This is a genomic window from Pseudomonas sp. GW456-E7 (assembly GCF_059424105.1).
In genome coordinates this window covers 13830-39966 of the sequence record NZ_JBWKZB010000057.1, presented here as the reverse complement: position 1 = coordinate 39966, position 26137 = coordinate 13830, and the positions used below count along the sequence as shown (strand labels likewise).

The window sequence follows — 26137 nt, the reverse complement described above, 5'->3', positions numbered from 1 at the left end:
GCCGACCAATCTCTTTCGGCTAAACACACGCCCCCTGTAGGAGCTGCCGCAGGCTGCGATCTTTTGATCTTGATCTTCCGCCTCTTCGACATGGTCAAAAACCAAAATAAAAAGATCGCAGGGTATGACTCACCCACATAGGTAACAAAACAGTTCAAGCACATAGGTAACAGTTTTTAACCGGCACTGGTCGAACACCCTGAGCCTATACCGTGATCGGGTGGAAAACCTGCTGGTGCAACGGGTGCAGGTGATGGATCATTCGCCGGGCCAGCGGGCTGATCGGGTGCAAGCGCAGTCAGGAGGGTTTGCCGGTGGTCCAGCAAGTGTGGCGACAAATGAAGAGGGTGTTTTGATGGCGGGCAGGTTGATCTATCTCATCGGGCCTTCAGGTTCGGGCAAGGACAGCCTGCTGGATGCCGCACGAACGCGGTTGGCCGAACGCGGCTGCCGTATCGTTCGGCGGGTCATTACCCGCTCGGCCGAAGCCGTGGGCGAGGCGGCGCTGGGTGTCAGTGCGCAGCAATTCGCCGATATGCAAGCTCAGGACGCGTTTGCCCTGAGCTGGCACGCCAATGGGTTGTCCTATGGCATCCCGCGGGAAATCGACGATTGGCTGGCCGCCGGCCAGGATGTACTGGTCAATGGTTCGCGGGGGCATTTGCAGGCAACCCGCCTGCGCTATCCGAATGTGCTGGTGCTGTTGCTGACTGTGGATCAAGCCGTGTTGCGTCAACGCCTGCTGGGACGCGGGCGTGAGTCGCCGATCGAGATCGATCAGCGCTTGGCGCGCAATGTGCGATTCAACGAGCGGCTGCTGGCAGAAGACTCGGCCGTACATCTGCTCGACAACTCCGGGCCGCTGGAGTCTACGGTCGAACACTTGCTGGCCTGTATTGACGAGCAATCCCCATGTGCCTGACGTTGCAGTGCATCGTCGAGTTACAGCCGAAGCCGCCGGTGTTGACCCGTGTTGGGCACACCCTGGATGCGTGGTTGACATCGTGGTGATTTTCAAAGCATTGCCCGGAAACTGTTCAATGCCTTGACCGACTGAACCAGGCCTTGACGTAACAATAGATCGAGATAAGTGTCAGTGTTCATCGGTGGGGCCTTCAGTTGCTTGCGCTGTCGTTGTGCCGCGGCGACCACTGCTGCCGGATCCAGGTCGAAAAGGTCATTGACGAACTCGTCGGGGTGCTGGGCCTCGATGCCATAAGGTTGCAACGCGGTGCGGGGGAAGTCTTTCTGGTTGAAGGTGACAATGACGCTGGCGTTGCAACGAATGGCAGCCGCCAGGACATGTCGGTCATCCGCGTCGGGCAGCGTCAGTCCTTGTATCAAAGCTTCGTACCCCGACACGCAGGCGTCGGGAATCGCCAGATCCATTAGCTCGCAGGTGCGATTCAATTGCGTGGCGTTGAGATCCGGGCGGTTTTTCAGCAGATTGCGTTTCCATTCATCGTGTATTGCCACTGACCATTTCGCCCTGAAAAGCCCGGAAAGCGCGAGCCACATCAGAAAGTCTCTCAATGGCGCGGGGTAAAGCGCGCAAGCGTCATATACAGCGGTAAATGAAGTGTGCCTCACTCGTATCCTGTCCTTAACGCCTGTGCCTGCTCGGCGAGAAGCAGCATTGCCTGCTCGCTGGCGGTGTCGCGCCGGTTTTTATAGTCCATCAAATCGGCAAAGCGCACACGTCGGTGCTTGCCGGTTTTGTGGTAGGACAGTTCGCCGGATTCGAGCAGTTTGATCAGGTGTGGACGTGAGACATTGAGCAGGTCTGCCGCTTCTTGCGTAGTCAGTTCAGCGTGAACCGGGACTACTTTCACAGCGTTACCGGCTGCGAGTTCCGCCAGAATATCGACTAGCAAACGGAGAGCCGAGGTGGGCAGTTCGATGTTATGCGCTTCGTTCTGCTCATCGAATATCTGGATGTGCTGAGTTTCGAACCGTGTGGCGAGATAGGCAGCCAGGGTGCGTTGCCCCTCGATCGCGGCCTGTATTTCGTGTTTCGCGGGCAAATTGATTGGCGGATGAATGACGGTCGACATGACGGCTTCCAATTTCAGAATAATCGATCTCAGCAGGCTATTCGAATTAATCGAAAATCGCAATAAACGAAACGCCTGGCTTTCAAACCTCGTTCTTCAACAACCCCTGCACATACTCCACAAACGCCCGAGCCTTGGCGCTGGCCATCCTGCCTGTAGGGAACACCGCCCACAGGTCCTGGTTCGGCAATGCCCAGTCCTTCATCACTTCCCGGACCGAACCGTCGGCCAGTTCTGGCGCAAACATCCATTGCGAAGCCATGGTCAGTCCTTGATGGGCCAGCACGGCTTCACGCAGGCCTTCGGCGGCGTTGACACGGATCCGGCCGCTGACGATCACCGATTGCTTCTCGCCGGCTTTGTTGAATTGCCAATTGGCGCCGTCACCGAGGGTGTAGACGATTGCCTGATGCTTGCACAGGTCGGCGGGGCAGGGGGGGTCGCCGTGTTTTTCGAAGTACGCCGGTGTACCCAGTACCATGCGCCGGCATTCGGCGATCCTGCGCGCGGTCAGGCCCGAGTCGCTCAACGCGCCCATGCGCAGGGCGATATCGACGCCTTCTTCCACCAGGTTGACATTGCGATCGTCGAGCATCAGGTCGATGTTCAGCTTCGGGTGTTGCTCCAGGAAGGGGCCCAGGTGCGGAACGATGTGCAGCCGGCCGAAGGTGACCGCCGCGCAGATACGCAGGTTGCCACTCAGCCCGCTGGCACAACCCCGTGCGGCGTTGTCGGCCTCGTCGGCTTCTTCGATGGCACGCTTGGCCCGCTCGAAAAAGGCCAGCCCGGCTTCGGTGGGCGTCAGGCTGCGAGTCGAGCGCAGCAACAACCGCACCGCCAGACGCGATTCGAGTTGCGCGATGGTTTTCGACACGGCCGGCTGGCCGATGTTCAGGCGTCGTGCCGCGGCGGAAAACGAGCCGGTTTCCACCACGTAGACGAAGGTTTCCATTGCGCCGAGGCGGTCCATTGAGGGTCCTTGTGCAAAATCTTGAGGATGTCGCAAGTCAATGGTTTCAAGCCGTCGCCAACGATGCCTTCGGCGAAACACTCAAGAACCGCAACAACGCCAGCAGCGGAAACGCACTGCCGACGATCACGATCCACAACCAGCCGCCCTGTTCGTACACTGCGCTGGCCACCGAAGAGCCGAAGGCGCCGCCGATGAAGATGCTGGTCATGTACAGCGCATTCAGGCGGCTGCGGCTTTTGCCGTCGAGGGCGTACACCGCACGCTGGCCGAGGACCATGTTCATCTGCACGCAGAAGTCCAGCACCACGCCGGTCACGGCCAGGCCGATGACACTGTAGGCCGGATGAATGAACGCCGGCATAAAACTCAGGCTGGCAAACAGCAGGGCCAGCAACGATGCGATGCGGGTGTGGCCGGCATCGGCCAGGCGTCCGGCGATCGGGGCGGCGATGGCGCCGATGGCGCCCACCAACGCGAAAATCGCGATCTCGCTTTGCGACAAACCGTGATTGCGCGCCAGCTCCAGCGGCACGGCGGTCCAGAACAGGCTGAACGTGGCAAACATGCAGCCCTGGTAAAACGCGCGCTGGCGTAGCACCGGTTGCTTGCGCAACAGCGTCCACAGCGAGCCCAGCAACTGGCCATAGGATGCGCTGTGATCGGGCTCACGCTTGGGAATGGTCACGGCCAGCACGATGCTGATGGCTGCCATCAACACGGCGGCAATCACAAACATCGCGCGCCAGCCGAAATGGTCGGCCACCACGCTGGACACCGGCCGGGCCAGCAGAATGCCGAGCAGCAAACCGCCCATGATCCCGCCCACTACACGGCCACGGGTTTCTTCCGGCGCCAGGTGTGCGGCCAGTGGAATCAGAATCTGTACCGAAACCGAGCTGAACCCCACCAACAGCGAAATCAGCAAGAACAGGTTCGGCTGATCGGTGAACGCCGCACCCAGCAGGCTGGCAATCGCCACCAGGGTGGTGATGATCATCAACCGGCGGTTCTCCAGCAGATCCCCCAGCGGCACCAGGAAAAACAGCCCCAGCGCATAGCCGATCTGGGTCAGGGAAACGATCAGGCTGGCCATGGCGTTGCTCAGGCCGATGTCCGGGGCGATCAGGCCGATGATCGGCTGGGCGTAGTAGATGTTGGCGACAATGGCGCCGCAGCAGAAAGCGAACAGCAGCACCATGCTTCGGGTCATTGTCGCGGTGCCGTGGGGCACCTGGGTCGCTGGGTTCATAACGGTCTCGCTGTACGGAAAGGAATGCGCGCAGGCTAACGGGCTGACTGAAACGGCGGAAGCGGGATTGGAGTGATAGCTATCATTCCATTGCGGAATGACTGACGGACGCGTGTGTCGTCCGCCGAATGGCCTTGCGTCAGAAGATCGAAGGTCAATGATACATTCACTTACATCTTGTTCGATAGCGTGCTTATGTTCTCTCTGCACGTCCCGTAGCCGACACATGGCAACCGGCCATCTGAAGAAAAGCCCGCGCAGCCCCGGCAGCTAGAATCTACTGGGGGGATCACTTCAATGTGTCCTTACAAGCGGGAGTATCACGATGAAAATCGTATCTTCGCTGGCGTTAGTGGTAGCGGTCGGTTGGATCTCTGGGTGCTCGACAGTGCCTGACAGTCAGGTCACCAGCGTTCCCCTGAATGCTACATCCGATAATCCCGGGAATATTGCCCGGTTGATCATGATGCCCGGTGATAACGCAACAACGTTCTGGGTTGAGGTCAGCGGCGAGGGCATAGGCAGCACATTGCCGGGTCGGTTGACGGCCTATATCTATCCGGGAAGCTGTGGGAACCTGGGTTCGAAACCAGCCTATGACATGAATGACGGTCCAAATGCCCGGTTCTATTCGCAAGCGTCGAACCAGCGCTTCTGGAAAAGCGCGCCGGTCGCCGTCGAGACCCTTCGAGCCGGCGGCTACGCCTTGGTGGTACGTCAAAGCCCGGTCGATGGTCACCAGGCTATTTTTTGCGGCAATTTGAGCTAGAAGTGCACCCTTGCAGGAGCTGCCGCAGGCTGCGATCTTTCGATCTTGATGTTAAAAACAGGATCAAGATCAAAAGATCGCAGCCTGCGGCAGCTCCTACAGTCGTTCGGAGGTGTTCACAAAAAAAAGGCGACCTGTGCAGGTCGCCTTGTTCATTGCCGGGCAGAGATCATTTACCGCTGTAGATCTGGTCGAAAATCCCGCCATCGTTGAAGTGGGTCTTCTGCACGGTACGCCAGTCACCGAAGGTCTTCTCGACGGACAGGAAGTCCACTTTCGGGAAACGGTCGGTGTACTTGGCCAGCACGGCCGGGTCACGCGGGCGCAGGTAATTGGCGGCAGCGATCTCCTGGCCTTGCGGCGACCACAGGTACTTCAGGTATTCCTCGGCGGCGGCGCGGGTGCCTTTCTTGTCGACGGTTTTGTCGACCACCGACACCGGTGGCTCGGCTTCGGCGGAAACGCTTGGGTAGATGACTTCGAACTGATCACGGCCGAACTCGCGGGCGATCATTTCCGCTTCGTTCTCGAAGGTCACCAGCACGTCGCCGATCTGGTTGGTCATGAAGGTGGTGGTGGCGGCGCGGCCACCGGTATCGAGTACCGGCGCTTGCTTGAACAGCTTGCCGACGAAGTCTTTGGCCTTGTTCTCGTCACCGCCGTTTTTCAGCACGTAGCCCCAGGCCGAGAGGTAGGTGTAGCGACCGTTCCCCGAAGTCTTCGGGTTCGGCACGATGACTTGCACGCCATCCTTGAGCAGGTCCGGCCAGTCTTTCAGGGCTTTCGGGTTGCCCTTGCGCACGATGAACACGGTGGCCGAGGTGAACGGCGCGCTGTTGTTCGGCAGGCGCGTGACCCAGTTTTCCGGGACCAGTTTGCCGTTGTCCGCCAGGGCATTGATGTCGGTGGCCATGTTCATGGTGATGACATCCGCCGGCAGGCCGTCGATCACCGAGCGTGCCTGTTTGCTGGAGCCGCCGAAGGACATCTGCAGGGTGATGTTTTCGTTGTGCTCGGCTTGCCAGTGTTTCTGGAACGCAGTGTTGTAGTCCTTGTAGAAATCGCGCATCACGTCGTAGGAAACGTTGAGCAGCGTCGGTGCAGCCTGGGCGATGTTGCCCAGGGCCAGGCCAGCGGCGAGAAGCGAGGCGCCAAAGAGTTTTTTCACTGCGAATTCCTTGTTCTATTTGTAGGCGCTGCCGAAGGCTGCGATCTTTTGATCTTGCTTTTAAAAAACGAAAAATCAAAAGATCGCAGCCTGCGGCAGCTCCTACGGGTTATTTGTTGGTTTCAGAGCACGCGACTATAGCCGGGGTCGTTTAGTCCTTTAAAGATTAAAAAGCTCTTTGCTTATTCCAGTTTTTTGAACAGTGCATTGCCGCAACGGGAGCAGAATGCAGCACCGTGTTCGTGGCTGTTTTTCTTGCACACCGGGCAGTCGTGTTGAAGCTGATCGCCGCGCATGGCGTTGGCCAGTTCAGCAGTGAAAATCCCGGTTGGCACGGCGATGATCGAGTAACCGGTGATCATCACCAGCGACGAAATCACCTGGCCCAGCGGCGTCTTCGGCACGATGTCGCCGAAGCCCACGGTGGTCAGAGTCACGATAGCCCAATAGATGCCTTTGGGAATGCTGGTGAAGCCATGTTCGGGGCCTTCGATCACATACATCAGCGTGCCGAACACCGTCACCAGCGTGCAGACGCTGACCAGGAACACCACGATTTTCTGCTTGCTGCCGCGCAGCGCCGACATCAGGTAGTTGGCTTGCTTGAGATAAGGGCTGAGCTTGAGTACGCGGAAGATCCGCAGCATGCGGATGATCCGGATAATCAGCAGATACTGCGCATCGGCGTAATACAGTGCGAGGATGCCGGGCACGATGGCCAGCAGGTCCACCAGTCCGTAAAAGCTGAAGGCGTAGCGCAGGGGTTTGGGCGAGCAGTACAGGCGCAGGATGTACTCGCCGAGGAAGACCGCCGTGAAGCCCCACTCGATATAGGCGAGTACATCGGCGTAGTTGCGGTGAACGCTGTCGATGCTGTCGAGCATCACGATCACCAGGCTGGCGAGGATGATCAACAGCAGGATGCCGTCGAAGCGCCGACCCGCCTGGGTGTCGGTCTGGAAAATCATGACGTAAAGGTCTTCACGCCAGTGTTTGTTGCTGTCCATGGATAACGCCTGACTCGATGATCAGCGCAGCCTAGGTTGATTCTCCCCGGTAGCGCAAGGCGCGCTTTCGACTGTGGCTTTGCCGAGCACCTGAACAACCGAGCGGATCAGCCAGCAGGCAAGAATGAACGGCGCGGTCAGCGTGGGCAGGCCGATGGCGGCAAACACCGGCGTCAGCAACAGCGCCAGGCCGATGCCGACCAGCGGCAGCCACGGTTGGCGACGCTGCGAGCTGAAGGCGAGGGCGGCGAGTACGGCGTTGTAGCCGCCGAGGCCGAGCAGTGCGGTGTAGAAATCGTGCTGCAACAGGCTCCAGCCCATGCCCGCGACAGACGCCAACAACGCCCAGCAGAAGGCGCGGCGATCAGCGATCAGCAAACCGGCGGCAATCATCGCACCGGCCAGCGGATGACCGAGGAACATCACCTGGCCGATGCCTTTGAAAGGGGCGGCGAGCATGTTCAGGGTGCTGACTTCGATCAAATGCGCCTCTGTCGAGGGCGTGGCGAAGCACAGCAGCACCCAGCTCAGCACCACGAACGGCGTGGTGTAGGCGGGGAGGTATTGGCTGAACCGGACGCGCTTGAGCCACTGCTGGGTGAACATCGCGCTCAGGCCGCCGGCGGCCAGAATCAGCGGCGGCATCATCGCCGACCAGGGGAAGTACAGGCTCAGCAACAGTCCGAGCAGAACGCCGTTGTAGCTGAATAACCCGGCCTGACGGTCAGCCTTGGCGTAGTTGCGACGTTGCGCGGTGAACAACCCGGCGACACCGCCGAGCAAGGCGCCGCCCAGCAAGGCGGGCGCAGTGAACAGGATTGCCAGGAGGCACAGCAGGCCACACAACGGATTACGCTGGAGAAAGATCTGGCTGAAGCCGTTGAGCAAGGCTTCGGCCCAGTCGGGGCAGTGGGTGTTGAAATGGTTGGCAGGCATGGCAGTTCTGAAAGTCAGTGAAACCGAGTTGCCTGCATCGCGAGCAAGCTCGCTCCCACATTGAGTCTTTGCTCAGTCATTGTATTTGTGCCGTACACAAATCAACTGTGGGAGCGAGCTTGCTCGCGATGAGGCCGGTATGGGCGCTAGATCAATGTCTCGATACGCAAAGAGTTAGTCGATCCCGGCTGCCCAAAGGGCACACCGGCGGTGATCAATAAGGTGTCGCCACGCTGCGCCATGCCTTGGGCCTGGGCGATCTCCAGCGCTGTGGAGCAGACTTCATCGACCTGGCGCAGGCGATCGTTGACCACCGAGTGCACACCCCAGGCCACGCTCAGGCGACGGGCGGTCTGCAGGTTCGGCGTCAGGTTGAGGATCGGCACGGTCGGCCGCTCCCGCGCTGCACGCAGGCTCGACGCACCGGATTCGCTGTAATTGACCAGCACCGCCACCGGCAGCACGTTGCTGATACGGCGAATGGCGCAGCTGATCGCGTCGGAAACGGTGGCCTCGGCTTTCGGTCGGCTGACGTCGAGTTGAGTCTGGTAGTCCGGACCGTTTTCCACCTGGCGGATGATCTTGCTCATCATCTGCACGGCTTCGAGCGGGTATTCGCCGGAGGCGGTTTCCGCCGACAGCATCACCGCGTCCGCACCTTCCGCCACGGCGTTGGCGACGTCTGTGACTTCGGCGCGGGTGGGCGCTGGCGAGAAGCGCATCGACTCCAGCATCTGCGTGGCCACCACCACCGGTTTGCCGAGCTGGCGGCAGGTGCTGATGATGTTCTTCTGGATCTGCGGCACGCTTTCGGCCGGCACTTCCACGCCCAGGTCACCCCGGGCGACCATGATTGCATCGCTCAATTCGGCGATCTCGCGCAGTTGTTCGACAGCCGAGGGCTTCTCGATCTTGGCCATCAGGAAGGCCTTGTCGCCGATCAGGCTGCGGGCTTCGCGGATGTCGTCGGGACGTTGCACGAACGACAGCGCCACCCAATCCACGCCCAGTTCCAGACCGAAGGTCAAGTCGCGCCGATCCTTGGCGGTCAACGGGCTCAGGTCGAGCACCGCTTGCGGTACGTTCACGCCTTTGCGGTCCGACAGTTCGCCGCCATTGAGCACGGTGGTGTCGATGGCGTCGGCGTATTTGGTCACGACCCGCAGGCGCAACTTGCCGTCGTCCAGCAGCAGGTCCATGCCCGGCTCCAGCGCGGCGATGATTTCCGGGTGGGGCAGGTTGACCCGGCGCTCATCGCCCGGCGTGGCGTCGAGGTCCAGGCGCAAGGCCTGGCCGCGTACCAGTTGCACCTTGCCTTCGGCGAACTTGCCGACCCGCAGTTTCGGGCCTTGCAGGTCCATCAGGATGCCCAATGGATAATTCAGTTGGCGCTCGACCTCACGAATCCACTGGAAACGCTGAGCGTGGTCGGCGTGATCGCCATGGCTGAAGTTCAGGCGGAAGATGTTGACCCCGGCCAGCACCAGCTCACGGATGTCGTCGATGCCGTCGATGGCCGGACCGAGCGTGGCGAGGATTTTGACCTTTTTGTCAGGCGTCATGTTTAGTGCTCTCAAGGATCAGAATGGCGCGGAAGTCGTTGACGTTGGTTCGCGTCGGCTCGGTGACGATCAGGGCGTCGAGCGCCTCGAAATAGCCGTAGCCATTGTTGTTGTCCAACTCGTCGCTGGCGCTCAGGCCCTTTGCGGCGGCGCGGGTGTAGCTGTCCGGGGTCATGATTGCGCCGGCGTTGTCTTCCGAGCCGTCGATGCCGTCGGTGTCACCGGCCAGTGCGTAGACGCCGGGCAGGCCTTTGAGGCTGTCGGTCAGGCTCAGCAGGAACTCGGCGTTGCGCCCGCCACGGCCATTGCCGCGCACGGTGACGGTGGTTTCGCCGCCCGAGAGAATCACGCAAGGCGCCGCCAGCGGCTGACCGTGCAGGACGATCTGGCGCGCGATGCCTGCGTGGACCTTCGCCACCTCGCGGGATTCGCCTTCGAGGTCGCCGAGGATCAGCGGGCTGAACCCGGCCTGGCGGCATTTCACCGCCGCCGCTTCAAGGGATTGCTGCGGACGGGCGATCAATTGGAAGTGACTGCGTGCCAGGCTCGGGTCGCCGGGCTTGACGGTTTCCGATTCGGGGCTTTGCAGCCAGGTGCGCACCGAAGCCGGAACCTCGATGGCATAACGCTTGAGGATCGCCAGGGCTTCGGCCGAGGTGCTCGGGTCGGCCACGGTAGGGCCGGAGGCGATGACCGTGGCGAGGTCGCCCGGCACATCGGAAATCGCATAGGTGTAGACAGTGGCCGGCCAGCAGGCTTTGCCCAGGCGGCCGCCCTTGATCGCCGAGAGGTGCTTGCGCACGCAGTTCATCTCGCCGATGGTCGCGCCGGACTTGAGCAGGGCTTTGTTGATCGACTGCTTGTCCGCCAGGGTGATGCCTTCGGCCGGCAGTGCCAGCAGGGCAGAGCCACCACCGGAGAGCAGGAAAATCACGCGGTCGGATTCGTTGAGGTCGCTGACCAGTTCCAGCACACGCTTGGCCACGGCCAGGCCGGCGGCGTCCGGTACCGGGTGCGCGGCTTCGACCACTTCGATTTTTTCGCAAGGTGCGCCGTGACCGTAACGGGTCACCACCAGGCCTGACACTTCGCCCTGCCAGCAACGCTCGACCACCTGGGCCATGGCGGCTGCGGCTTTGCCGGCGCCGATGACGATCACGCGACCGCTGCGGTCGGCAGGCAGATGGGCTTCGAGGACTTGTTGCGGATGCGCCGCGTCGATGGCTGTGGCAAACAGCTCGCGCAGCAATTGTTGCGGATCGACCGACATGGCGGGCTCCCGGAATTCTTGTTATTTGAATGGGCAACTCGGTCCAGTGTGGGAGCGGGCCCTGTGGCGAGGGGGCTTGCCCCCGTTTGAGTGCGTAGCACTCACAAGATCTTCGGTGTATCAGAGATTTTGGGGCTGCTACGCAGCCCAACGGGGGCAAGCCCCCTCGCCACAGGCCCGCTCCCACATGGGGATGGGGCAGGACTTACTTCTTGTCGCGAATCGAGAAGTTCGCCATGTGTTCCAGGCCCTTGATCAGCGCCGAGTGATCCCAGTTGCTGCCACCGATGGCCGCGCAGGTGCTGAACACTTGCTGGGTGTTGGCGGTGTTCGGCAGGTTGATATTCAGCTCCTTGGCGCCTTGCAGGGCCAGGTTCAGGTCCTTCTGGTGCAGGCTGATGCGGAAGCCAGGATCGAAGGTGCCCTTGATCATGCGCTCGCCGTGCACTTCGAGGATCTTCGAGGAAGCGAAACCGCCCATCAGCGCTTCACGCACCTTGGCTGGGTCGGCACCGTTTTTCGAAGCGAACAGCAGGGCTTCGGCCACCGCCTGGATGTTCAGGGCCACGATGATCTGGTTGGCCACCTTGGCGGTTTGACCGTCACCGTTGCCACCGACCAGGGTGATGTTCTTGCCCATGGCCTGGAACAGCGGCAGGGCGCGTTCGAAGGCGTCGGCATCGCCGCCGACCATGATGCTCAGGGTCGCCGCCTTGGCGCCGACTTCACCACCGGAGACCGGGGCGTCGAGGTATTGCGCGCCTTTTTCGTTGATCTTCGCGGCGAAAGCCTTGGTGGCGGTCGGCGAGATCGAGCTCATGTCGATCACCACTTTGCCTTTGCCCACGCCAGCAGCGATACCGTCGGCACGGAACAGCACGTCGTCGACCTGCGGGGTATCCGGCACCATGACGATGATGAATTCAGCTTCCTGGGCGACTTCTTTCGGGTTCGCCAGAGCAACGGCGCCAGCGGCGATCAGGTCGGCAGGGGCGGCGTCGTGGTGCGCCGACAGGAACAGGCTGTGACCGGCTTTCTGCAGGTTCAACGCCATTGGGTGGCCCATGATGCCGGTGCCGATAAATCCGATTTTAGCCATGAGAAAATCCTCTTGTTTTTGTTGCTGCTTCAAGCAAATAGGGGAGTGCTGCTTTTATGTGGGAGCGAGCTTGCTCGCGATGGGGCCATAACATTCAGCATTGAAGTTGACTGTCCCACCGCTATCGCGAGCAAGCTCGCTCCCACAGGGATTTGTGTTAGATCGCGTTATGGGTTTTGAGCCAGCCCAGGCCCGCTTCCGTGGTGGTCAGCGGCTTGTATTCGCAACCGACCCAGCCCTGATACCCGATACGGTCCAGGTGTTCGAACAGGAAGCGGTAGTTGATTTCACCGGTGCCTGGTTCGTTGCGCCCCGGGTTGTCCGCGAGCTGCACGTGGTTGATCTCGCCCAAGTGCGATTGCAGGGTGCGGGCCAGGTCGCCTTCCATGATTTGCATGTGGTAGATGTCGTATTGCAGGAACAGGTTGGCGCTGCCGACCTGCTCGCGAATCGACAGGGCTTGCGCCGTGTTGTTCAGGTAGAAGCCTGGAATGTCACGGGTGTTGATCGCTTCCATCACCAGCTTGATGCCCGCCGCTTGCAGCTTGTCGGCCGCGTACTTGAGGTTGGCGACGAAGGTTTTCTCCACGGTGGCATCGTCAAAGCCCTGCGGCCGGATACCAGCCAGGCAGTTGACCTGGGTGTTGCCCAGCACTTGCGCATAAGCGATGGCCAGGTCGACACCGGCACGGAATTCTTCAACCCGGTCCGGCAGGCATGCGATACCGCGCTCGCCCTTGGCCCAGTCGCCGGCCGGCAGGTTGAACAGCACTTGGGTCAGACCGTTGGCGTCGAGCTTGGCCTTGATTTCGGCGGAGCTGAAGTCGTACGGGAACAGGTATTCAACACCACTGAAGCCGGCTTTGGCGGCCGCTTCGAAACGGGCAAGAAAGTCCTGTTCGGTGAACAGCATGGACAGGTTGGCTGCGAAACGCGGCATGGTGGTCTCCCGTATATGTATGAGGTCCCTTGTGGGAGTGGGCTTGCTCGCGAAGGCGGAGTGTCAGTCGACATCAATGGTGAATGTCAGACCGCTTTCGCGAGCAAGCCCGCTCCCACAGGGGGAGCGGTCAGCAGTTAGTCCAGCAGCGAAATCGCAGTCGGTGCGTCGTCGCCGACCAGCGCCAGGTCTTCGAATTCGTTGACGGCGTTGATCTCGGTGCCCATGGAAATGTTGGTCACGCGCTCCAGGATGATCTCGACGATCACCGGAACCTTGAACTCCTCGATCAGTTCCTGGGCCTTGCGCAGGGCAGGCTGGATCTGAGCCGGTTCGAACACACGCAGCGCCTTGCAGCCCAGGCCTTCGGCCACCGCGACGTGGTCGACACCGTAACCATTGAGTTCCGGCGCGTTCAGGTTGTCGAAGGACAGCTGAACGCAGTAGTCCATGTCGAAACCGCGCTGCGCCTGACGGATCAGGCCCAGGTACGAGTTGTTCACCACGACGTGGATGTACGGCAGCTTGAACTGCGCGCCCACCGCCAATTCCTCGATCATGAACTGGAAGTCATAGTCCCCCGACAGGGCCACGACTTTACGGTTCGGATCAGCCTTGACCACGCCCAGCGCTGCCGGAATGGTCCAGCCCAGAGGGCCTGCCTGACCGCAGTTGATCCAGTGACGCGGCTTGTAGACGTGCAGGAACTGCGCGCCGGCAATCTGCGACAGACCGATGGTGCTGACGTAGCAGGTGTCCTTGCCGAACACCTGGTTCATTTCTTCGTAAACGCGTTGCGGCTTGACCGGCACGTTGTCGAAGTGAGTCTTGCGCTGCAGGCTGGCTTTACGCTGCTGGCAGTCTTGCAGCCAGGCGCTGCGGTTCTTCAGCTTGCCGGCGGCTTGCCATTCGCGAGCGACTTCGATGAACACGGTCAGTGCGGCAGCGGCGTCGGACACGATGCCCAGGTCCGGGGTGAACACGCGGCCGATCTGAGTGCCTTCGATATCGACGTGGATGAACTTGCGGCCTTCAGTGTAGACGTCGACCGAACCGGTGTGACGGTTGGCCCAACGGTTACCGATGCCCAGCACCACGTCCGACTTGAGCATGGTCGCGTTGCCGTAGCGGTGCGAGGTCTGCAAGCCCACCATGCCCACCATCAGCGGGTGATCGTCCGGGATGGTGCCCCAGCCCATCAAGGTCGGGATCACTGGAATGCCAGTCAGCTCGGCGAACTCCACCAGCAGGTCGCTGGCATCGGCGTTGATGATGCCGCCACCGGCCACCAGCAATGGACGTTCGGCCTGATCCAGCAAGGCCAAGGCCTTCTCGACTTGAACGCGGCTGGCGGTCGGCTTGGCCAGCGGCAGTGGCTGGTAAGCGTCGATGTCGAATTCGATTTCCGCCATTTGAACGTCGAACGGCAGGTCGATCAGCACCGGGCCTGGACGGCCGGAGCGCATTTCATAGAAGGCTTTCTGGAACGCGTAAGGCACCTGGCCCGGTTCCAGAACGGTGGTCGCCCACTTGGTGACTGGCTTGACGATGCTGGTGATGTCGACAGCCTGGAAGTCTTCCTTGTGCATACGGGCGCGGGGTGCCTGCCCTGTGATGCAGAGGATTGGAATCGAGTCGGCCGAGGCGCTGTAGAGCCCGGTGACCATGTCGGTGCCGGCAGGGCCGGAAGTACCGATGCACACGCCGATGTTGCCGGCCTTGGTGCGGGTGTAGCCCTCGGCCATGTGCGAGGCGCCTTCAACGTGGCGAGCGAGTACGTGATCGATGCCGCCGACCTTTTGCAGGGCGGAGTACAGCGGGTTGATGGCGGCACCCGGGATGCCAAAAGCGGTATCAACCCCTTCACGGCGCATCACCAGAACGGCGGCTTCGATTGCTCTCATTTTGCTCATGGTTTTGTGCCTCTTTACGTTTTGTAATTGTATACAAGTGGCTTTGCGCAGAGTGTATTCACGGCGGACGGCGCAGGTCAATCCATTTTCTCAAGCGCTTGTTTCATTCGTCGGAAGCCCTTTCTACTGTGGCTTTTCGTCGCATGTGGCGCCTTTCGAGAATTATTGTATACAAAAAAATAATTCATTGTGTTCTATTTGTTGCATCGGGCTGCGGCACAAAACCGCAGCCCCACGACTTTCCCTATAACAAAATGAGGACGGCACCATGAGCGCTTTAACCTTGAAAGTCGCAGTCAACCTGGTCAACGAGGCTATTACCGCCGGGCGTGCAATCGCCGCGGCGCCCTTGACCATCGCGGTACTGGATGCCGGCGGGCATCTGATCACCCTGCAACGCGAAGACGGCGCCAGCCTGCTGCGCCCGCACGTCGCCATAGGTAAAGCCTGGGGCGCCATTGCGCTGGGCAAGGGGTCACGCCTGCTGGCGCTGGACGCCCAGCAACGCCCGGCGTTTATCGCCGCGTTGAACAGCCTGGGGCAGGGCAGCGTCGTGCCGGCACCGGGTGGTGTGCTGGTGCGGGATCAGGAGGGGAACGTGCTGGGGGCGGTGGGGATCAGCGGCGATCTGTCGGATGTCGACGAGCAGTGCGCGATCAATGCCATCGAGGCGTTGGGGTTGGTGGCGGATGCGGGGGTGGCGGCTTGATCTGTAGCGCCTGATCAATCGCCTTCGCGAGCAGGCTCGCTCCCACAAGGGGCGGTGGCGGACACAAAAATGTCTGATCACCGCAATATCACTGTGGGAGCGAGCCTGCTCGCGAAGGCATTCTTTCAGTCACATTCAGCTAAAAGTCTGCATTACCCTCCAGCAATTGCGGGGCTAGCCTTTTCATGACTTCATCATGAGAGTGGAAAGGGAATGCCCAAGTTGTCTGCCTCACATCGCCTGCGTATCGGCCGTTACGCAGAACAAAACCGTATCTACCTATTGACTGCCAATACCTTCGAACGCCGACCTGTCTTCAAGAATTTCACCTTGGGCAGATTGGTCGTTGACCAATTTCGCAATGCTCAGGCGCAAGGTTGTGCCAAGTCATTGGCTTGGGTCGTCATGCCTGACCATTTTCATTGGTTGGTCGAGTTGCAGCGGGGTTCGCTCAGTGGATTGATGCAAAGGACCAAGTCGCTAAGCACCAAGGCAGTCAATCGGTCCGTCGGCCGGAAGATCTGCCTTTGGCAACAGGGTTATCACGACCGAGCACTGAGGCAAGATGAGGATTTGGTGAAGATGGCGCGGTATGTTGTGGCCAACCCGTTGCGGGCAGGGCTGGTCGAGAAGCTGGGCGACTATCCACTGTGGGATGCTGTTTGGGTTTGAGCTGAAACCGTGGTGCCGCTATTCGCGAGCAGGCTCGCTCCCACAGCGGATCTCCAGTGCTCACAAAACCCTTGTGGGAGCGAGCCTGCTCGCGAAGGCCGCGCTACGGTCTACCGCTCCGGCTCACACCCCTTGAGCACCAACCGGATAATCGTCTGCGCTGCTGCTTCGTAATCTTCCTCATCCAGCCTGGCCTTGCCGGTGATGGCGGTGATCTGCCAGTCGAAGTCGGCGTAGGTCTGGGTGGCGGCCCAGATGCTGAACATCAGGTGGTTGGGGTCGATGGGGGCGATTTGTCCGCGGTCGATCCAGGTCTGGATGCACTCGATGTTGTGTTTGGCCTGGCCATTGAGCTGTTCGACCAGATCGGAGCTCAGGTGGGGCGCGCCGTGCATGATTTCGCTGGCGAATACCTTGGAGGCGAAAGGCAGGTCGCGGGAGATGCGGATTTTCGAGCGAATGTAGCCGCTGAGCACTTCACCGGGTTCGCCGTCCGGATTGAACGGTGTCGATGCCTGCAGGATCGGTTCGATGATGCTTTCCAGGACCTCGCGGTAGAGGTTTTCCTTGGATTTGAAGTAGTAGTAGACGTTGGGCTTGGGCAATCCCGCCTTGGCTGCGATGTCGCTGGTTTTGGTCGCAGCGAAGCCTTTGTCGGCGAACTCCTCACTGGCGGCACGCAGGATCAATTGTTTGTTGCGCTCGCGGATAGTGCTCATAAACCCGGTGATTCCTTGCCTGTTCTGGCGGTTGCGCATGGTATCACCGGCCTCGCGCGGCGCTCAAGAATGCACCGCAGCCCGTGATGCCGCGCTATGCTGCTGCGCATTCATTGCAGAAGGAAACCCGATTCATGGCAGGAAGCAGTTTGCTGGTACTGATCGACGACATCGCGGCCGTGCTGGATGACGTCTCACTGATGACCCAAATGGCCGCCAAGAAAACGGCCGGCGTACTCGGTGACGACCTGGCGCTCAATGCCCAGCAAGTCAGCGGCGTGCGGGCCGAGCGTGAAATCCCGGTGGTCTGGGCGGTCGCCAAGGGGTCGTTCATCAATAAACTGATCCTGGTGCCGTCGGCATTGGCGATCAGTGCGTTCATTCCGTGGCTGGTCACACCGCTGTTGATGGTCGGCGGCGCCTATCTGTGCTTCGAAGGCTTTGAAAAACTCGCCCACAAGTTCCTGCACAGCAAGGCTGAAGACGCCGTCGAGCATGCGCAGCTGGTCGAGGCGGTGGCCGATCCTGCCACTGACCTGGTGGCGTTCGAGAAAGACAAGATCAAAGGCGCGATCCGCACCGACTTCATTCTTTCGGCGGAAATCATCGCCATCACCCTCGGCACCGTGGCCGGTGCTCCGTTGACCCAGCAGATCATCGTGCTTTCGGGCATTGCCATTGTCATGACGGTCGGTGTGTATGGATTGGTGGCGGGTATCGTCAAGCTCGACGACCTTGGCCTGTGGTTGACCCAGAAACCCGGAAAGATGGCGAAGAGCATCGGCGGCGGGATTCTGCGTGCGGCACCCTACATGATGAAGAGCCTGTCGGTGATCGGCACGGCGGCGATGTTCCTGGTGGGCGGCGGGATTCTCACGCACGGTGTGCCGGTGGTGCATCACTGGATCGAAAGTGTCGGTGCGGCGGCGGGTGGCGGAGGATTTATCGTGCCGGTGCTGCTCAATGGCGTGGCGGGGATTGTGGCGGGTGCGGTGGTGTTGGTTGGGGTTATGGTTGTCAGCAAGATCTGGAAAGCGCTGAAAGGCTGAAGACAACGCTAAACAAATGTGGGAGCGAGCTTGCTCGCGATGGCGGTGTAACAGTCAACATCAATGTTGAATGTAACGACCTCATCGCGAGCAAGCTCGCTCCCACAGTGTTTTTCGGCTGCCGGGTTTACTCGGCGATCTGCAACTTGCGTGCTTCGGTGTACACGTAACGCACTTTCTCGTACTCGAACGGTGAGTTCATCTGGCCATAGCGGAAGCTGGTCTGGTTGCGCTTGTCGATGCCGCGCAGGATCAAGACTTCCGGATGGTTGGAGCTGACCTCGGCCACGTTGAGGAAGTTGATCGCATTCTCGGCCGTGTAATCCACCAGCAGGCCGCCGGTATCACGCAGGTTCGACGGACCGAGGATCGGCAGCACGAAGTAAGCGCCGCCCGGCACGCCGTAGAAGCCCAGCGTCTGGCCGAAGTCCTCGCTCTGGCGCGGCAGGCCCATGGCGGTGGCCGGGTCCCACAGGCCGGCGATGCCGATGGTGGTGTTGAGCAGCAGGCGTCCGGTGGTTTCCAGCGAGCGCTGGCCCTTGAGTTGCAGCAGGCTGTTCAACAGGTTCGGCACGTCGCCGAGGTTGTTGAAGAAGTTGCTGACGCCGGTGCGCAGGAAGCTCGGGGTGACATAGCGATAGCCATTGACCACTGGCAGGAACACCCATTGGTCAAAGCGGTAGTTGAAGTGATAGACGCGCCGGTTCCACTCTTCCAGCGGATCGTAGACGGCCAGTGCACCGAGCGTCGAACGCTCGAACTCGCGCTGATCCAGGCCCGGGTTGAATTTGAGTTTGCTCAATGGTTCCTTGTAGCCGTCACTGTCGACGACTACGGGGGCGTTGGCTTTGCTGTTGTCTGCATGGGCGACGCCTGCACAGAGTAACGCTGCGAAAAGCAGGAGAAATTTAGCCACGGAAGAACTCCAGCATGGCGTCGCTGTTGACGCGGTAGTTAATGTTGCCGCAGTGGCCCCCGTACGGGTAAACGGTCAGGCGATCACCGAAGGTCTTGCGCAGGAAGCCCAGGTCGCCAGGGCCGAGGATCACATCGTCGGCGTTGTGCATGACGGCGATTTTCGGGCTTTCGTGCAGATAGTCCTTCAGCGCATACAGGCTGACCTGGTCAATCAGTTGCAGCAGGCTGCCGCCATCGGTGCGGGCGCGCCACATAGGGATGACTTGTTCGGTGATGTAGCAGTCGAAGTCGCATTGCAACGCACGCTTGAGGAACGGCGTGAGGCTGGTGCCCTCGGTGATCGGGAACTTGGGCGGGGTGATCAGGCCGCGACGGTTGACCAGGTCCGAAGTGAAGGCGATGTCCGCCGCCGAAAAGCGGAACGAGGTGCCGATCAGCATGGCCATCTGTTCGTTGGTCAGGTGCTGCTTGGACTGCTGGAAGTCGTAGAGCAGGGCGTCATTGAGGTCGATGTAGCCTTTCTGCTGGAAGTAGCGGGTCAGTTTGTTCAGTACCAGTTCATAGAACGTGGTGCTGTTGTTGATGCCCTTGACCTCGGTCTGGACCAGCTTGTCGAGGTTGGTGATCGAGGTGTAGAGGTTGACCGGCGGGTTGAGCAGCAGGACTTTCTTGAAGTTGAAGCTGCGGCGGGTTTCGTCCAGGTGCGCGACGAAAGCGGCATCCAGTGCCCCCAGGCTATACCCGGTCAGGTAGTAATCGGTGACGGGCACTTTCGGGTTCTGTGCCCGCACGGCCTGCATCACCCGGTACAGATCTTCGGCATCTTCCTTGGATACGCCCGGCGTGGCGAAGCGCGAGGCGGCGCTCATGAAGTCATAGCTGGTGGGCGATGACAACTGCACCACGTGGTAGCCGGCTTTGTAATAGAGCTTCTTCAGGTATTCGTTCAGGGTACTGTCATAGCGCGCACCGGTGCCGGCGATCAGGAAAATCAGCGGCGCGGCGTGATCCTGCGTGGCAATGCGGTAGTCGAGTTTCTTGACCGCCCAGAAATTGTCCGGCAATTCGAACGCCCGTTCCGGACGCAAGGTGACGCTGCGCACTGTCTGATCGATGTCATCGTCCAGGGGTAGCTCCGGACGCAGGTCCGGCGGCGTGGTCGCAATGGTCGCCTCGAACGGGTTGGTCAGGGGGTAGCCATAACTGGTGGCGTCAACGTCGACCGCCAGTGCGGACGCACTCAATATAAGGCCGCCAAACAGGGCGGCGAAGCGCAAGGAACGGAGCATGACTAAATCCCTTAGGAGAAGGTGCCAAATGAATTTCGCAGGCTATGACCACCGGATTTGCGCCAAAGTGCCAACCCTCGGCACCAAACAGGCCTGATTTCGAAGTTATAGTAGCTGGACGATACACTTTGCAGCGATTGAATGCCCAGTTAACAGTTGTTATCGCTTGCGAAACGCTTAAGGGCGATTAAGCTGGCCGCCGTTTTTCGCCAATTGGAGTGTTTCATGTCCCGCCACCTGCCCGTGATCCTGCTGCTTGTTTTGCTGCCTGTTTGGCTGGCCGCCAGTTATGGCGCGCGTTATGGCTTCATGGAGGATGCGCAGTGGGTCGGCATTTGCGTGGATGAGGCGAGCCGCTGGGAATGCCAGGTGCGTTCGAACCTGGGGCTGATGATTCACTTCGGGGTTCTGGGCTGGGCTGCGCTGGGCACGGCGATCATCGGCTTTATCGTGCCGGGGCGGGCAGGCTGGTGGCTGGCGGTGCTGGCGCTGGTGTTCGGGTTTCCGGCGCTGGCGTTGTACAACACCACGCTGGGGGTGTTTGCGGTGGTGATTGCGGGGTTGCGGTTGGTCAGGGCTTCCCGCAGCGCCTGATAGTCCGCTATCGCGAGCAAGCTCGCTCCCACAGTGGATCTTCAGTGAACACAAAATCCGTGTGCGACAAAGATCAATTGTGGGAGCGAGCTTGCTCGCGATGAGGCCAGTCGGGTCAATGCAACATCAAGCTGTGCGAACCCGCAAGCAGCGCCACAACGCCGCCACCATCAACACGCTCACCAGCGCCCAGCCCCAGGCCTGCTGGTTCTGTAAACCTTCACGAAACAGTTGCGGCGCGATGCCGGCGCCAATGATGAAGGTCAGCAGGGCGATTTCTCGGCGCGGCACGTTCACCGGACGGCACAGATACACCATCGCCGGCACGATGAACGCGACACTCGGGAAGCTGCGATAACGCGGATCGAAAGCCAGCTCCAGCATCATCACGGCCGCCGCGAAACCTGCCGTTGCAACCAGCCAGCCAGCACGGCGCTCCAGTAAATCGAATGCCTGCCCGCGCCACCCGTCACGCGGGCTCAGCGTCAGTGCCGCATGGGCCAGCACCAGCAGATTCAGCACGGTCAGCAACCCGACCCACAGCCATTCACTGGTGAAGCGAGTGGTGACGCGTGCCAGGTCGCCCCAGGCGCCAATCGAGCATGCGGCCAATGCGCCGAGCAGTGGCAGCACCAGCGCCGCGTGCGTCGTGCGAACCCGGCCGCCAAGCAGCAGGGTGCCGATAAAGATCAGGCCGCCCACCGCCAGCCATTGCGACCAGTGAGGGACGTTTGTCACTGGCCCGGCCAGTATGCCCTTGTCCTGGCGATCGGCATCGAACAGTCCCCAGTAGCCGCCGACCGCGCCTTCACTGGCGCGCTTCCATGGTTGGTCGAAGGCTTCGATCAGGTTGTAATGCCAGCCCTGCTGCTCGGCCATGGCGACAAAACCACGAATGAATTTGGCTTCATTGACCCGGCTCGGCAGGGCGGTTTCGCGCTGGCGGCCTTCGCTCGGCCAGCCGGTTTCGCCGATCAGTACGTCCTTGGGTGCGAATTTGTTGCCGAACACCTGGCGCACTTCGGCCACATGTTGCAGGGCGGCGTCGATGTTCGATGGATCGTCCTCCCAGTACGGCAGCAAATGAATGGTCAGGAAGTCCACGGCAGGGGCAATTTCAGGGTGCTTGAGCCAGAACTCCCAGACGTCGGCATAGGTGACGGGCTGTTTGACCTGGCTCTTGACCTTGTTGATCAGCTTCACCAATTGCGCAGCGGTGACTTCCTTGCGCAGCAGGGTTTCGTTGCCGACGATCACTGCGCTCACCACATCAGGGTTGGCGTTGGCCGAAGCGATCAGCAGGTCGACTTCTTTTTCCGTGTCCACCGGGTTGCTGTTGACCCAGGCGCCGATCATCAACTTCAAACCGTGCTTGCGTGCAAGGTCCGGCAGGGCTTCAAGGCCGGTCATGGAGTAGGTGCGGATGCACTCGAAACGGGTCGCCAGCAACGCGAGGTCGGCGTCCATGCGCTCGGGGCGCAGCTTGAAGGGTTGGTCGAACGGCGATTGGTCCTTGTCGAACGGCGTATAGGACGCGCATTGCAGCTTGTGCGTGGCGTTGGCCGCGTCCGGCAGGATCACCGGTTTGCCGAGGCCGTACCAGAAGCCGCCAAGGGCGAACAGCCCGAGCAGGCAAGCGAATAGATAAGCAGCAAAAGGGAAGCGGTATGTCGCGGACATGGTCAGGCCGTGTGGGAGCAAAGCGGCGCATGTTACCTGCATTTACCGCATGCTTGGTGGCCTGCATGATTTTGACATGCAAAGTTCGGGCGGTTTGGCAGGCGCGTTTGCCGTGGTCAGGATTAATGGCTTTCTGATGTCGTTTCTCGATGCCTTGAGGTCGCTGGCAGAGCAGGTCGCGATGAGCGTCAGGTTGATCATCGAAGGCGTCAGTACTCCGCTGATGTCGGGACGAGTTTGCTGTGAGGCGTGATGGGGGCGCTGTGCACCATAACAATACGTTTAAGCGACTCGGCATCCGTCGAGCGCAGCACTTTCGGGGAAGTAACGATGAAGATGCGACGACTTTTGGGCGCAGGTGCCGCTTTGGTGCTGGCGATCAGCTCTACCGTGGCCAGTGCCGCTGGAAAGGAAGTGACGCTCGGTTACGTAGACGGCTGGTCGGACAGTGTTGCCACGACCAACGTGGCCGCCGAAGTGATCAGGCAGAAACTCGGTTATGACGTGAAGCTGCAAGCCGTTGCCACCGGGATCATGTGGCAGGGCGTGGCGACCGGTAAACTCGACGCCATGCTGTCGGCCTGGCTGCCGGTGACCCACGGCGAATACTGGACGAAGAACAAGGATCAGGTCGTCGATTACGGCCCGAACTTCAAGGACGCAAAAATCGGATTGATCGTGCCGGAGTACGTCAAGGCCAAGTCGATCGAGGACCTGAAAACCGACGACACCTTCAAGAATCGCATCGTCGGCATCGACGCCGGTTCAGGCGTGATGCTCAAGACCGACCAGGCAATCAAGGACTACGACCTGACCGGTTATCAACTCAAGGCCAGTTCCGGCGCCGGCATGATTGCCGAGCTGACCCGTGCCGAGAAGAAAAACGAATCCATCGCCGTCACCGGCTGGGTACCGCACTGGATGTTCGCCAAGTGGAAACTGCGCTTCCTCGAAGACCCGAAAGGCGTGTATGGCGCGGCAGAAACCGTGAACAACATCGGCAGCAAAGGGCTTGAGGCCAAGGCACCGGAAGTGGCCAAGTTCCTGAAGAACTTCCAGTGGGAATCGAAGGATGAAATCGGCCAGGTGATGCTGGCGATTCAGGACGGCGCCAAACCTGAAGCCGCGGCGAAGGACTGGGTCGCCAAGCACCCTGAGCGCGTGGCTGACTGGACCAAGTAATAACAAAGAGCACGCCTGACCCTGTGGGAGCGAGCCTGCTCGCGAAGCGTTCTGTCAGTTGACTGAGTTGTCGGCTGATCAGGCGCCTTCGCGAGCAGGCTCGCTCCCACAGTTGTTTGCTGCATGCTGGAAATTGGCGAATCTGTCATGTGGTTCTAAGACTAAGGTCGTCTGGAACCTGCCCCGCAGCCGCATAGAGTGGATAACGTTCCAATTCAATCTGTGCTGCGAGGATAAAAACAATGAACGACAGCATTTACCTCTCGATTCAAAACAGCCCGCGCTTCAAGGAGCTGGTTAGCAAGAGGGAACGATTCGCCTGGATTCTTTCGGCGATCATGCTAGGGCTTTACTCCGGATTCATTCTTCTGATTGCTTATGGGCCGCAGGTGCTGGGGGCGAAAATCAACCCTGAGTCCTCGATTACCTGGGGCATACCGATTGGCGTCGGGCTGATCGTCTCGGCCTTCATCCTGACCGGTATCTACGTACGGCGCGCCAATGGCGAGTTTGACGACCTGAACAATGCGATTCTCAAGGAGGCTCAGCAATGATCCGGCGTCTACTGGCTCTATTGAGCATCGCAGCTTTTGCACCGGGCGCCTGGGCGGCTGACGCCCTGACCGGTGCCGTGCAGAAGCAACCGCTTAACGTGTCGGCAATCGTGATGTTTGTCGCTTTCGTCGGTGCCACCCTGTGCATCACCTACTGGGCTTCCAAGCGTAATAATTCGGCAGCCGACTACTACGCCGCTGGCGGCAAGATCACCGGGTTCCAGAACGGCCTGGCGATTGCCGGTGACTACATGTCGGCCGCTTCCTTCCTGGGTATTTCCGCGCTGGTGTTCGCTTCAGGCTACGACGGGCTGATCTATTCGATCGGTTTCCTGGTGGGCTGGCCGATCATTCTGTTCCTGATCGCCGAGCGCCTGCGTAACCTGGGCAAGTACACCTTTGCCGACGTGGCGTCCTACCGCCTTGGGCAAACCCAGATCCGTTCGCTGTCCGCCTGCGGTTCGCTGGTGGTGGTGGCGTTCTACCTGATCGCCCAGATGGTCGGTGCGGGCAAGCTGATTCAGCTGTTGTTCGGCCTCGACTACCACGTCGCGGTGATCCTGGTGGGCGTGCTGATGTGCCTTTATGTGCTGTTCGGCGGCATGCTGGCGACCACCTGGGTGCAAATCATCAAGGCGGTTCTGCTGCTGTCCGGCGCTTCCTTCATGGCGCTGATGGTGATGAAGCACGTCAACTTCGACTTCAACATGCTGTTTTCCGAGGCGATCAAGGTTCACCCTAAAGGTGAAGCGATCATGAGCCCGGGCGGTCTGGTGAAAGATCCGGTCTCGGCGTTCTCCCTCGGGCTGGCACTGATGTTCGGTACCGCGGGTCTGCCGCACATCCTGATGCGTTTCTTCACCGTGAGTGATGCAAAGGAAGCTCGCAAGAGTGTGCTGTACGCAACCGGCTTCATTGGCTACTTCTACATCCTGACCTTCATCATCGGTTTCGGCGCGATCCTGCTGGTCAGCACCAACCCGGCCTTCAAAGACGCGGCCGGCGCGTTGCTCGGCGGTAACAACATGGCGGCGGTGCACCTGGCCAATGCGGTCGGTGGCAGCATCTTCCTGGGCTTCATCTCGGCCGTGGCGTTCGCGACCATTCTGGCGGTGGTGGCCGGCCTGACCCTGGCGGGTGCTTCGGCGGTGTCCCACGACCTGTATGCCAGTGTGATCAAGAAGGGCAAGGCCAACGAGAAGGATGAGATTCGTATTTCGAAGATCACCACCATTGCCTTGGCTGTGCTGGCCATCGTTCTGGGTATTCTGTTCGAAAGCCAGAACATCGCGTTCATGGTGGGCCTGGCGTTCTCCATCGCGGCGAGCTGTAACTTCCCGGTACTGCTGCTTTCCATGTACTGGAAAAAGCTGACCACTCGCGGTGCGATGATCGGCGGCTGGATGGGCCTGATCAGTGCTGTAGGCCTGATGATCCTTGGCCCGACCATCTGGGTGCAGATCCTGCATCACGAGAAGGCTATCTTCCCGTATGAGTACCCGGCGTTGTTCTCGATGATGATTGCCTTTGTCGGGATCTGGTTCTTCTCGGTCACTGACAAGTCGACTGCGGCTGACAATGAGCGGGCGCTGTTCTTCCCGCAGTTTGTTCGTTCGCAGACTGGTCTTGGGGCGAGTGGGGCGGTGTCGCACTAAGTCTTGATGCTTTGATATAGCTGGCGATGTTTTATGAAGTGCTCCGGTCGAGAGATCGGGGCACTTTTTTATTGTGCGTTAATCGACCTGAATTTTGCGGATGTGCCGATTTACTGTGGGAGCGGGCTTGCTCGCGAAGGCGGTCTGTCAGCCGAGCTGTCTTTCGCTGATCGTGT

26 protein-coding genes are annotated in these 26137 nt (G+C 60.1%); 10 read left to right on the top strand and 16 right to left on the bottom strand.

The genetic code is table 11. The features are described 5' to 3' along the window. Positions 1-355: 355 nt before the first annotated feature. Positions 356-922, top strand: coding sequence for a phosphonate metabolism protein/1,5-bisphosphokinase (PRPP-forming) PhnN (gene phnN, locus AC07YV_RS26305; protein WP_102702009.1), 567 nt, complete (start codon positions 356-358; stop codon positions 920-922). 92 nt (positions 923-1014) lie between these two features. Here the strand turns inward: phnN and AC07YV_RS26300 are convergent, their stop codons facing one another. From AC07YV_RS26300 to AC07YV_RS26285, 4 genes are all read right to left on the bottom strand, one after another. After that, complete coding sequence (locus AC07YV_RS26300) at positions 1015-1590, bottom strand: PIN domain-containing protein (RefSeq protein ID WP_102702007.1); 576 nt, start codon at positions 1588-1590, stop codon at positions 1015-1017. Further along, the gene (locus tag AC07YV_RS26295) at positions 1587-2054 is read right to left on the bottom strand and encodes a helix-turn-helix domain-containing protein (RefSeq protein WP_102702006.1); all 468 of its coding nucleotides are present in this window, start codon (positions 2052-2054) and stop codon (positions 1587-1589) included. Before AC07YV_RS26295 ends, AC07YV_RS26300 begins: the two co-directional genes overlap by 4 nt. Before the next feature lie 82 nt (positions 2055-2136). Beyond that, positions 2137-3024 carry a LysR family transcriptional regulator gene (locus AC07YV_RS26290; protein WP_102702005.1) on the bottom strand — a complete coding sequence of 296 codons (888 nt, stop codon included), beginning with the start codon at positions 3022-3024 and terminating at the stop codon, positions 2137-2139. 46 nt (positions 3025-3070) lie between these two features. Next, on the bottom strand, positions 3071-4276 hold the full coding sequence (locus tag AC07YV_RS26285) for an MFS transporter (protein ID WP_102702004.1): 1206 nt from the start codon (positions 4274-4276) through the stop codon (positions 3071-3073). Positions 4277-4601: 325 nt separating this feature from the next. On the opposite strand from AC07YV_RS26285, the gene AC07YV_RS26280 reads away from it, so the two are divergent. After that, positions 4602-5045 (top strand): hypothetical protein, encoded by a 444-nt coding sequence (locus tag AC07YV_RS26280; protein ID WP_102702003.1) that lies wholly within the window; start codon positions 4602-4604, stop codon positions 5043-5045. Between the two features lie 169 nt (positions 5046-5214). Here AC07YV_RS26280 and AC07YV_RS26275 read toward each other — a convergent pair whose 3' ends face one another. The 8 genes from AC07YV_RS26275 to gcl all read right to left on the bottom strand — a co-directional run bounded on the left by AC07YV_RS26275 (position 5215) and on the right by gcl (position 14940). Further along, positions 5215-6213, bottom strand: a complete 999-nt coding sequence (locus AC07YV_RS26275) for a sulfate ABC transporter substrate-binding protein (RefSeq protein ID WP_102702002.1) — start codon at positions 6211-6213, stop codon at positions 5215-5217. 182 nt (positions 6214-6395) lie between these two features. Further along, a complete protein-coding gene (locus AC07YV_RS26270; protein WP_102702001.1) occupies positions 6396-7220 on the bottom strand; it encodes an ion transporter in 825 nt (274 codons plus the stop codon). 21 nt (positions 7221-7241) lie between these two features. After that, complete coding sequence (locus AC07YV_RS26265) at positions 7242-8156, bottom strand: urea transporter (RefSeq protein ID WP_102702000.1); 915 nt, start codon at positions 8154-8156, stop codon at positions 7242-7244. 146 nt (positions 8157-8302) lie between these two features. Next, entirely contained in the window at positions 8303-9718 is a 1416-nt protein-coding gene (gene pyk / locus AC07YV_RS26260) for a pyruvate kinase (RefSeq protein WP_007971417.1), read from the bottom strand. Further along, positions 9708-10988, bottom strand: coding sequence for a glycerate kinase type-2 family protein (locus AC07YV_RS26255; RefSeq protein ID WP_102701999.1), 1281 nt, complete (start codon positions 10986-10988; stop codon positions 9708-9710). The genes pyk and AC07YV_RS26255 overlap by 11 nt, the downstream gene beginning before the upstream one ends. A gap of 205 nt (positions 10989-11193) precedes the next feature. After that, entirely contained in the window at positions 11194-12087 is an 894-nt protein-coding gene (locus tag AC07YV_RS26250; RefSeq protein ID WP_102701998.1) for a 2-hydroxy-3-oxopropionate reductase, read from the bottom strand. A 157-nt stretch (positions 12088-12244) separates the two neighbouring features. Then, on the bottom strand, positions 12245-13027 hold the full coding sequence (gene hyi / locus AC07YV_RS26245) for a hydroxypyruvate isomerase (RefSeq protein ID WP_007971414.1): 783 nt from the start codon (positions 13025-13027) through the stop codon (positions 12245-12247). A gap of 137 nt (positions 13028-13164) precedes the next feature. Further along, positions 13165-14940: a glyoxylate carboligase gene (gene gcl / locus AC07YV_RS26240; protein ID WP_008020595.1), complete on the bottom strand. Its 1776-nt coding sequence runs from the start codon at positions 14938-14940 to the stop codon at positions 13165-13167. A gap of 268 nt (positions 14941-15208) precedes the next feature. On the opposite strand from gcl, the gene AC07YV_RS26235 reads away from it, so the two are divergent. Together AC07YV_RS26235 and AC07YV_RS26230 are read left to right on the top strand one after the other, a co-directional pair. Continuing rightward, the gene (locus AC07YV_RS26235) at positions 15209-15649 is read left to right on the top strand and encodes a GlcG/HbpS family heme-binding protein (protein ID WP_095963882.1); all 441 of its coding nucleotides are present in this window, start codon (positions 15209-15211) and stop codon (positions 15647-15649) included. Positions 15650-15862: 213 nt separating this feature from the next. Further along, positions 15863-16321 carry an REP-associated tyrosine transposase gene (locus AC07YV_RS26230; protein ID WP_102701997.1) on the top strand — a complete coding sequence of 153 codons (459 nt, stop codon included), beginning with the start codon at positions 15863-15865 and terminating at the stop codon, positions 16319-16321. A 110-nt stretch (positions 16322-16431) separates the two neighbouring features. On the opposite strand, the gene AC07YV_RS26225 is transcribed toward AC07YV_RS26230, so the two are convergent. Continuing rightward, a complete protein-coding gene (locus tag AC07YV_RS26225; protein ID WP_015096199.1) occupies positions 16432-17040 on the bottom strand; it encodes a TetR/AcrR family transcriptional regulator in 609 nt (202 codons plus the stop codon). A 134-nt stretch (positions 17041-17174) separates the two neighbouring features. On the opposite strand from AC07YV_RS26225, the gene AC07YV_RS26220 reads away from it, so the two are divergent. Then, entirely contained in the window at positions 17175-18089 is a 915-nt protein-coding gene (locus tag AC07YV_RS26220) for a DUF808 domain-containing protein (protein WP_102701996.1), read from the top strand. A gap of 127 nt (positions 18090-18216) precedes the next feature. Here the strand turns inward: AC07YV_RS26220 and AC07YV_RS26215 are convergent, their stop codons facing one another. Together AC07YV_RS26215 and AC07YV_RS26210 are read right to left on the bottom strand one after the other, a co-directional pair. Beyond that, positions 18217-19005, bottom strand: coding sequence for an MlaA family lipoprotein (locus AC07YV_RS26215; RefSeq protein WP_102701995.1), 789 nt, complete (start codon positions 19003-19005; stop codon positions 18217-18219). Further along, positions 18998-20296: a serine/threonine protein kinase gene (locus AC07YV_RS26210; RefSeq protein WP_102701994.1), complete on the bottom strand. Its 1299-nt coding sequence runs from the start codon at positions 20294-20296 to the stop codon at positions 18998-19000. Before AC07YV_RS26210 ends, AC07YV_RS26215 begins: the two co-directional genes overlap by 8 nt. Positions 20297-20521: 225 nt before the next feature. On the opposite strand from AC07YV_RS26210, the gene AC07YV_RS26205 reads away from it, so the two are divergent. Next, complete coding sequence (locus AC07YV_RS26205; protein WP_102701993.1) at positions 20522-20890, top strand: hypothetical protein; 369 nt, start codon at positions 20522-20524, stop codon at positions 20888-20890. Positions 20891-21016: 126 nt separating this feature from the next. On the opposite strand, the gene AC07YV_RS26200 is transcribed toward AC07YV_RS26205, so the two are convergent. Beyond that, positions 21017-22612: a glycoside hydrolase family 17 protein gene (locus AC07YV_RS26200; RefSeq protein ID WP_102701992.1), complete on the bottom strand. Its 1596-nt coding sequence runs from the start codon at positions 22610-22612 to the stop codon at positions 21017-21019. Between the two features lie 7 nt (positions 22613-22619). Here AC07YV_RS26200 and AC07YV_RS26195 point away from each other — a divergent pair, with 7 nt between their 5' ends. From AC07YV_RS26195 to AC07YV_RS26180, 4 genes are all read left to right on the top strand, one after another. Next, positions 22620-22823 carry a hypothetical protein gene (locus tag AC07YV_RS26195; protein ID WP_256358887.1) on the top strand — a complete coding sequence of 68 codons (204 nt, stop codon included), beginning with the start codon at positions 22620-22622 and terminating at the stop codon, positions 22821-22823. Between the two features lie 77 nt (positions 22824-22900). Continuing rightward, the gene (locus AC07YV_RS26190) at positions 22901-23752 is read left to right on the top strand and encodes a glycine betaine ABC transporter substrate-binding protein (protein WP_102701991.1); all 852 of its coding nucleotides are present in this window, start codon (positions 22901-22903) and stop codon (positions 23750-23752) included. Positions 23753-23994: 242 nt separating this feature from the next. Continuing rightward, the gene (locus AC07YV_RS26185; RefSeq protein WP_102701990.1) at positions 23995-24306 is read left to right on the top strand and encodes a DUF485 domain-containing protein; all 312 of its coding nucleotides are present in this window, start codon (positions 23995-23997) and stop codon (positions 24304-24306) included. After that, positions 24303-25961, top strand: a complete 1659-nt coding sequence (locus AC07YV_RS26180) for a cation acetate symporter (protein ID WP_102701989.1) — start codon at positions 24303-24305, stop codon at positions 25959-25961. Before AC07YV_RS26185 ends, AC07YV_RS26180 begins: the two co-directional genes overlap by 4 nt. The last annotated feature ends 176 nt before the right edge of the window (positions 25962-26137 follow it).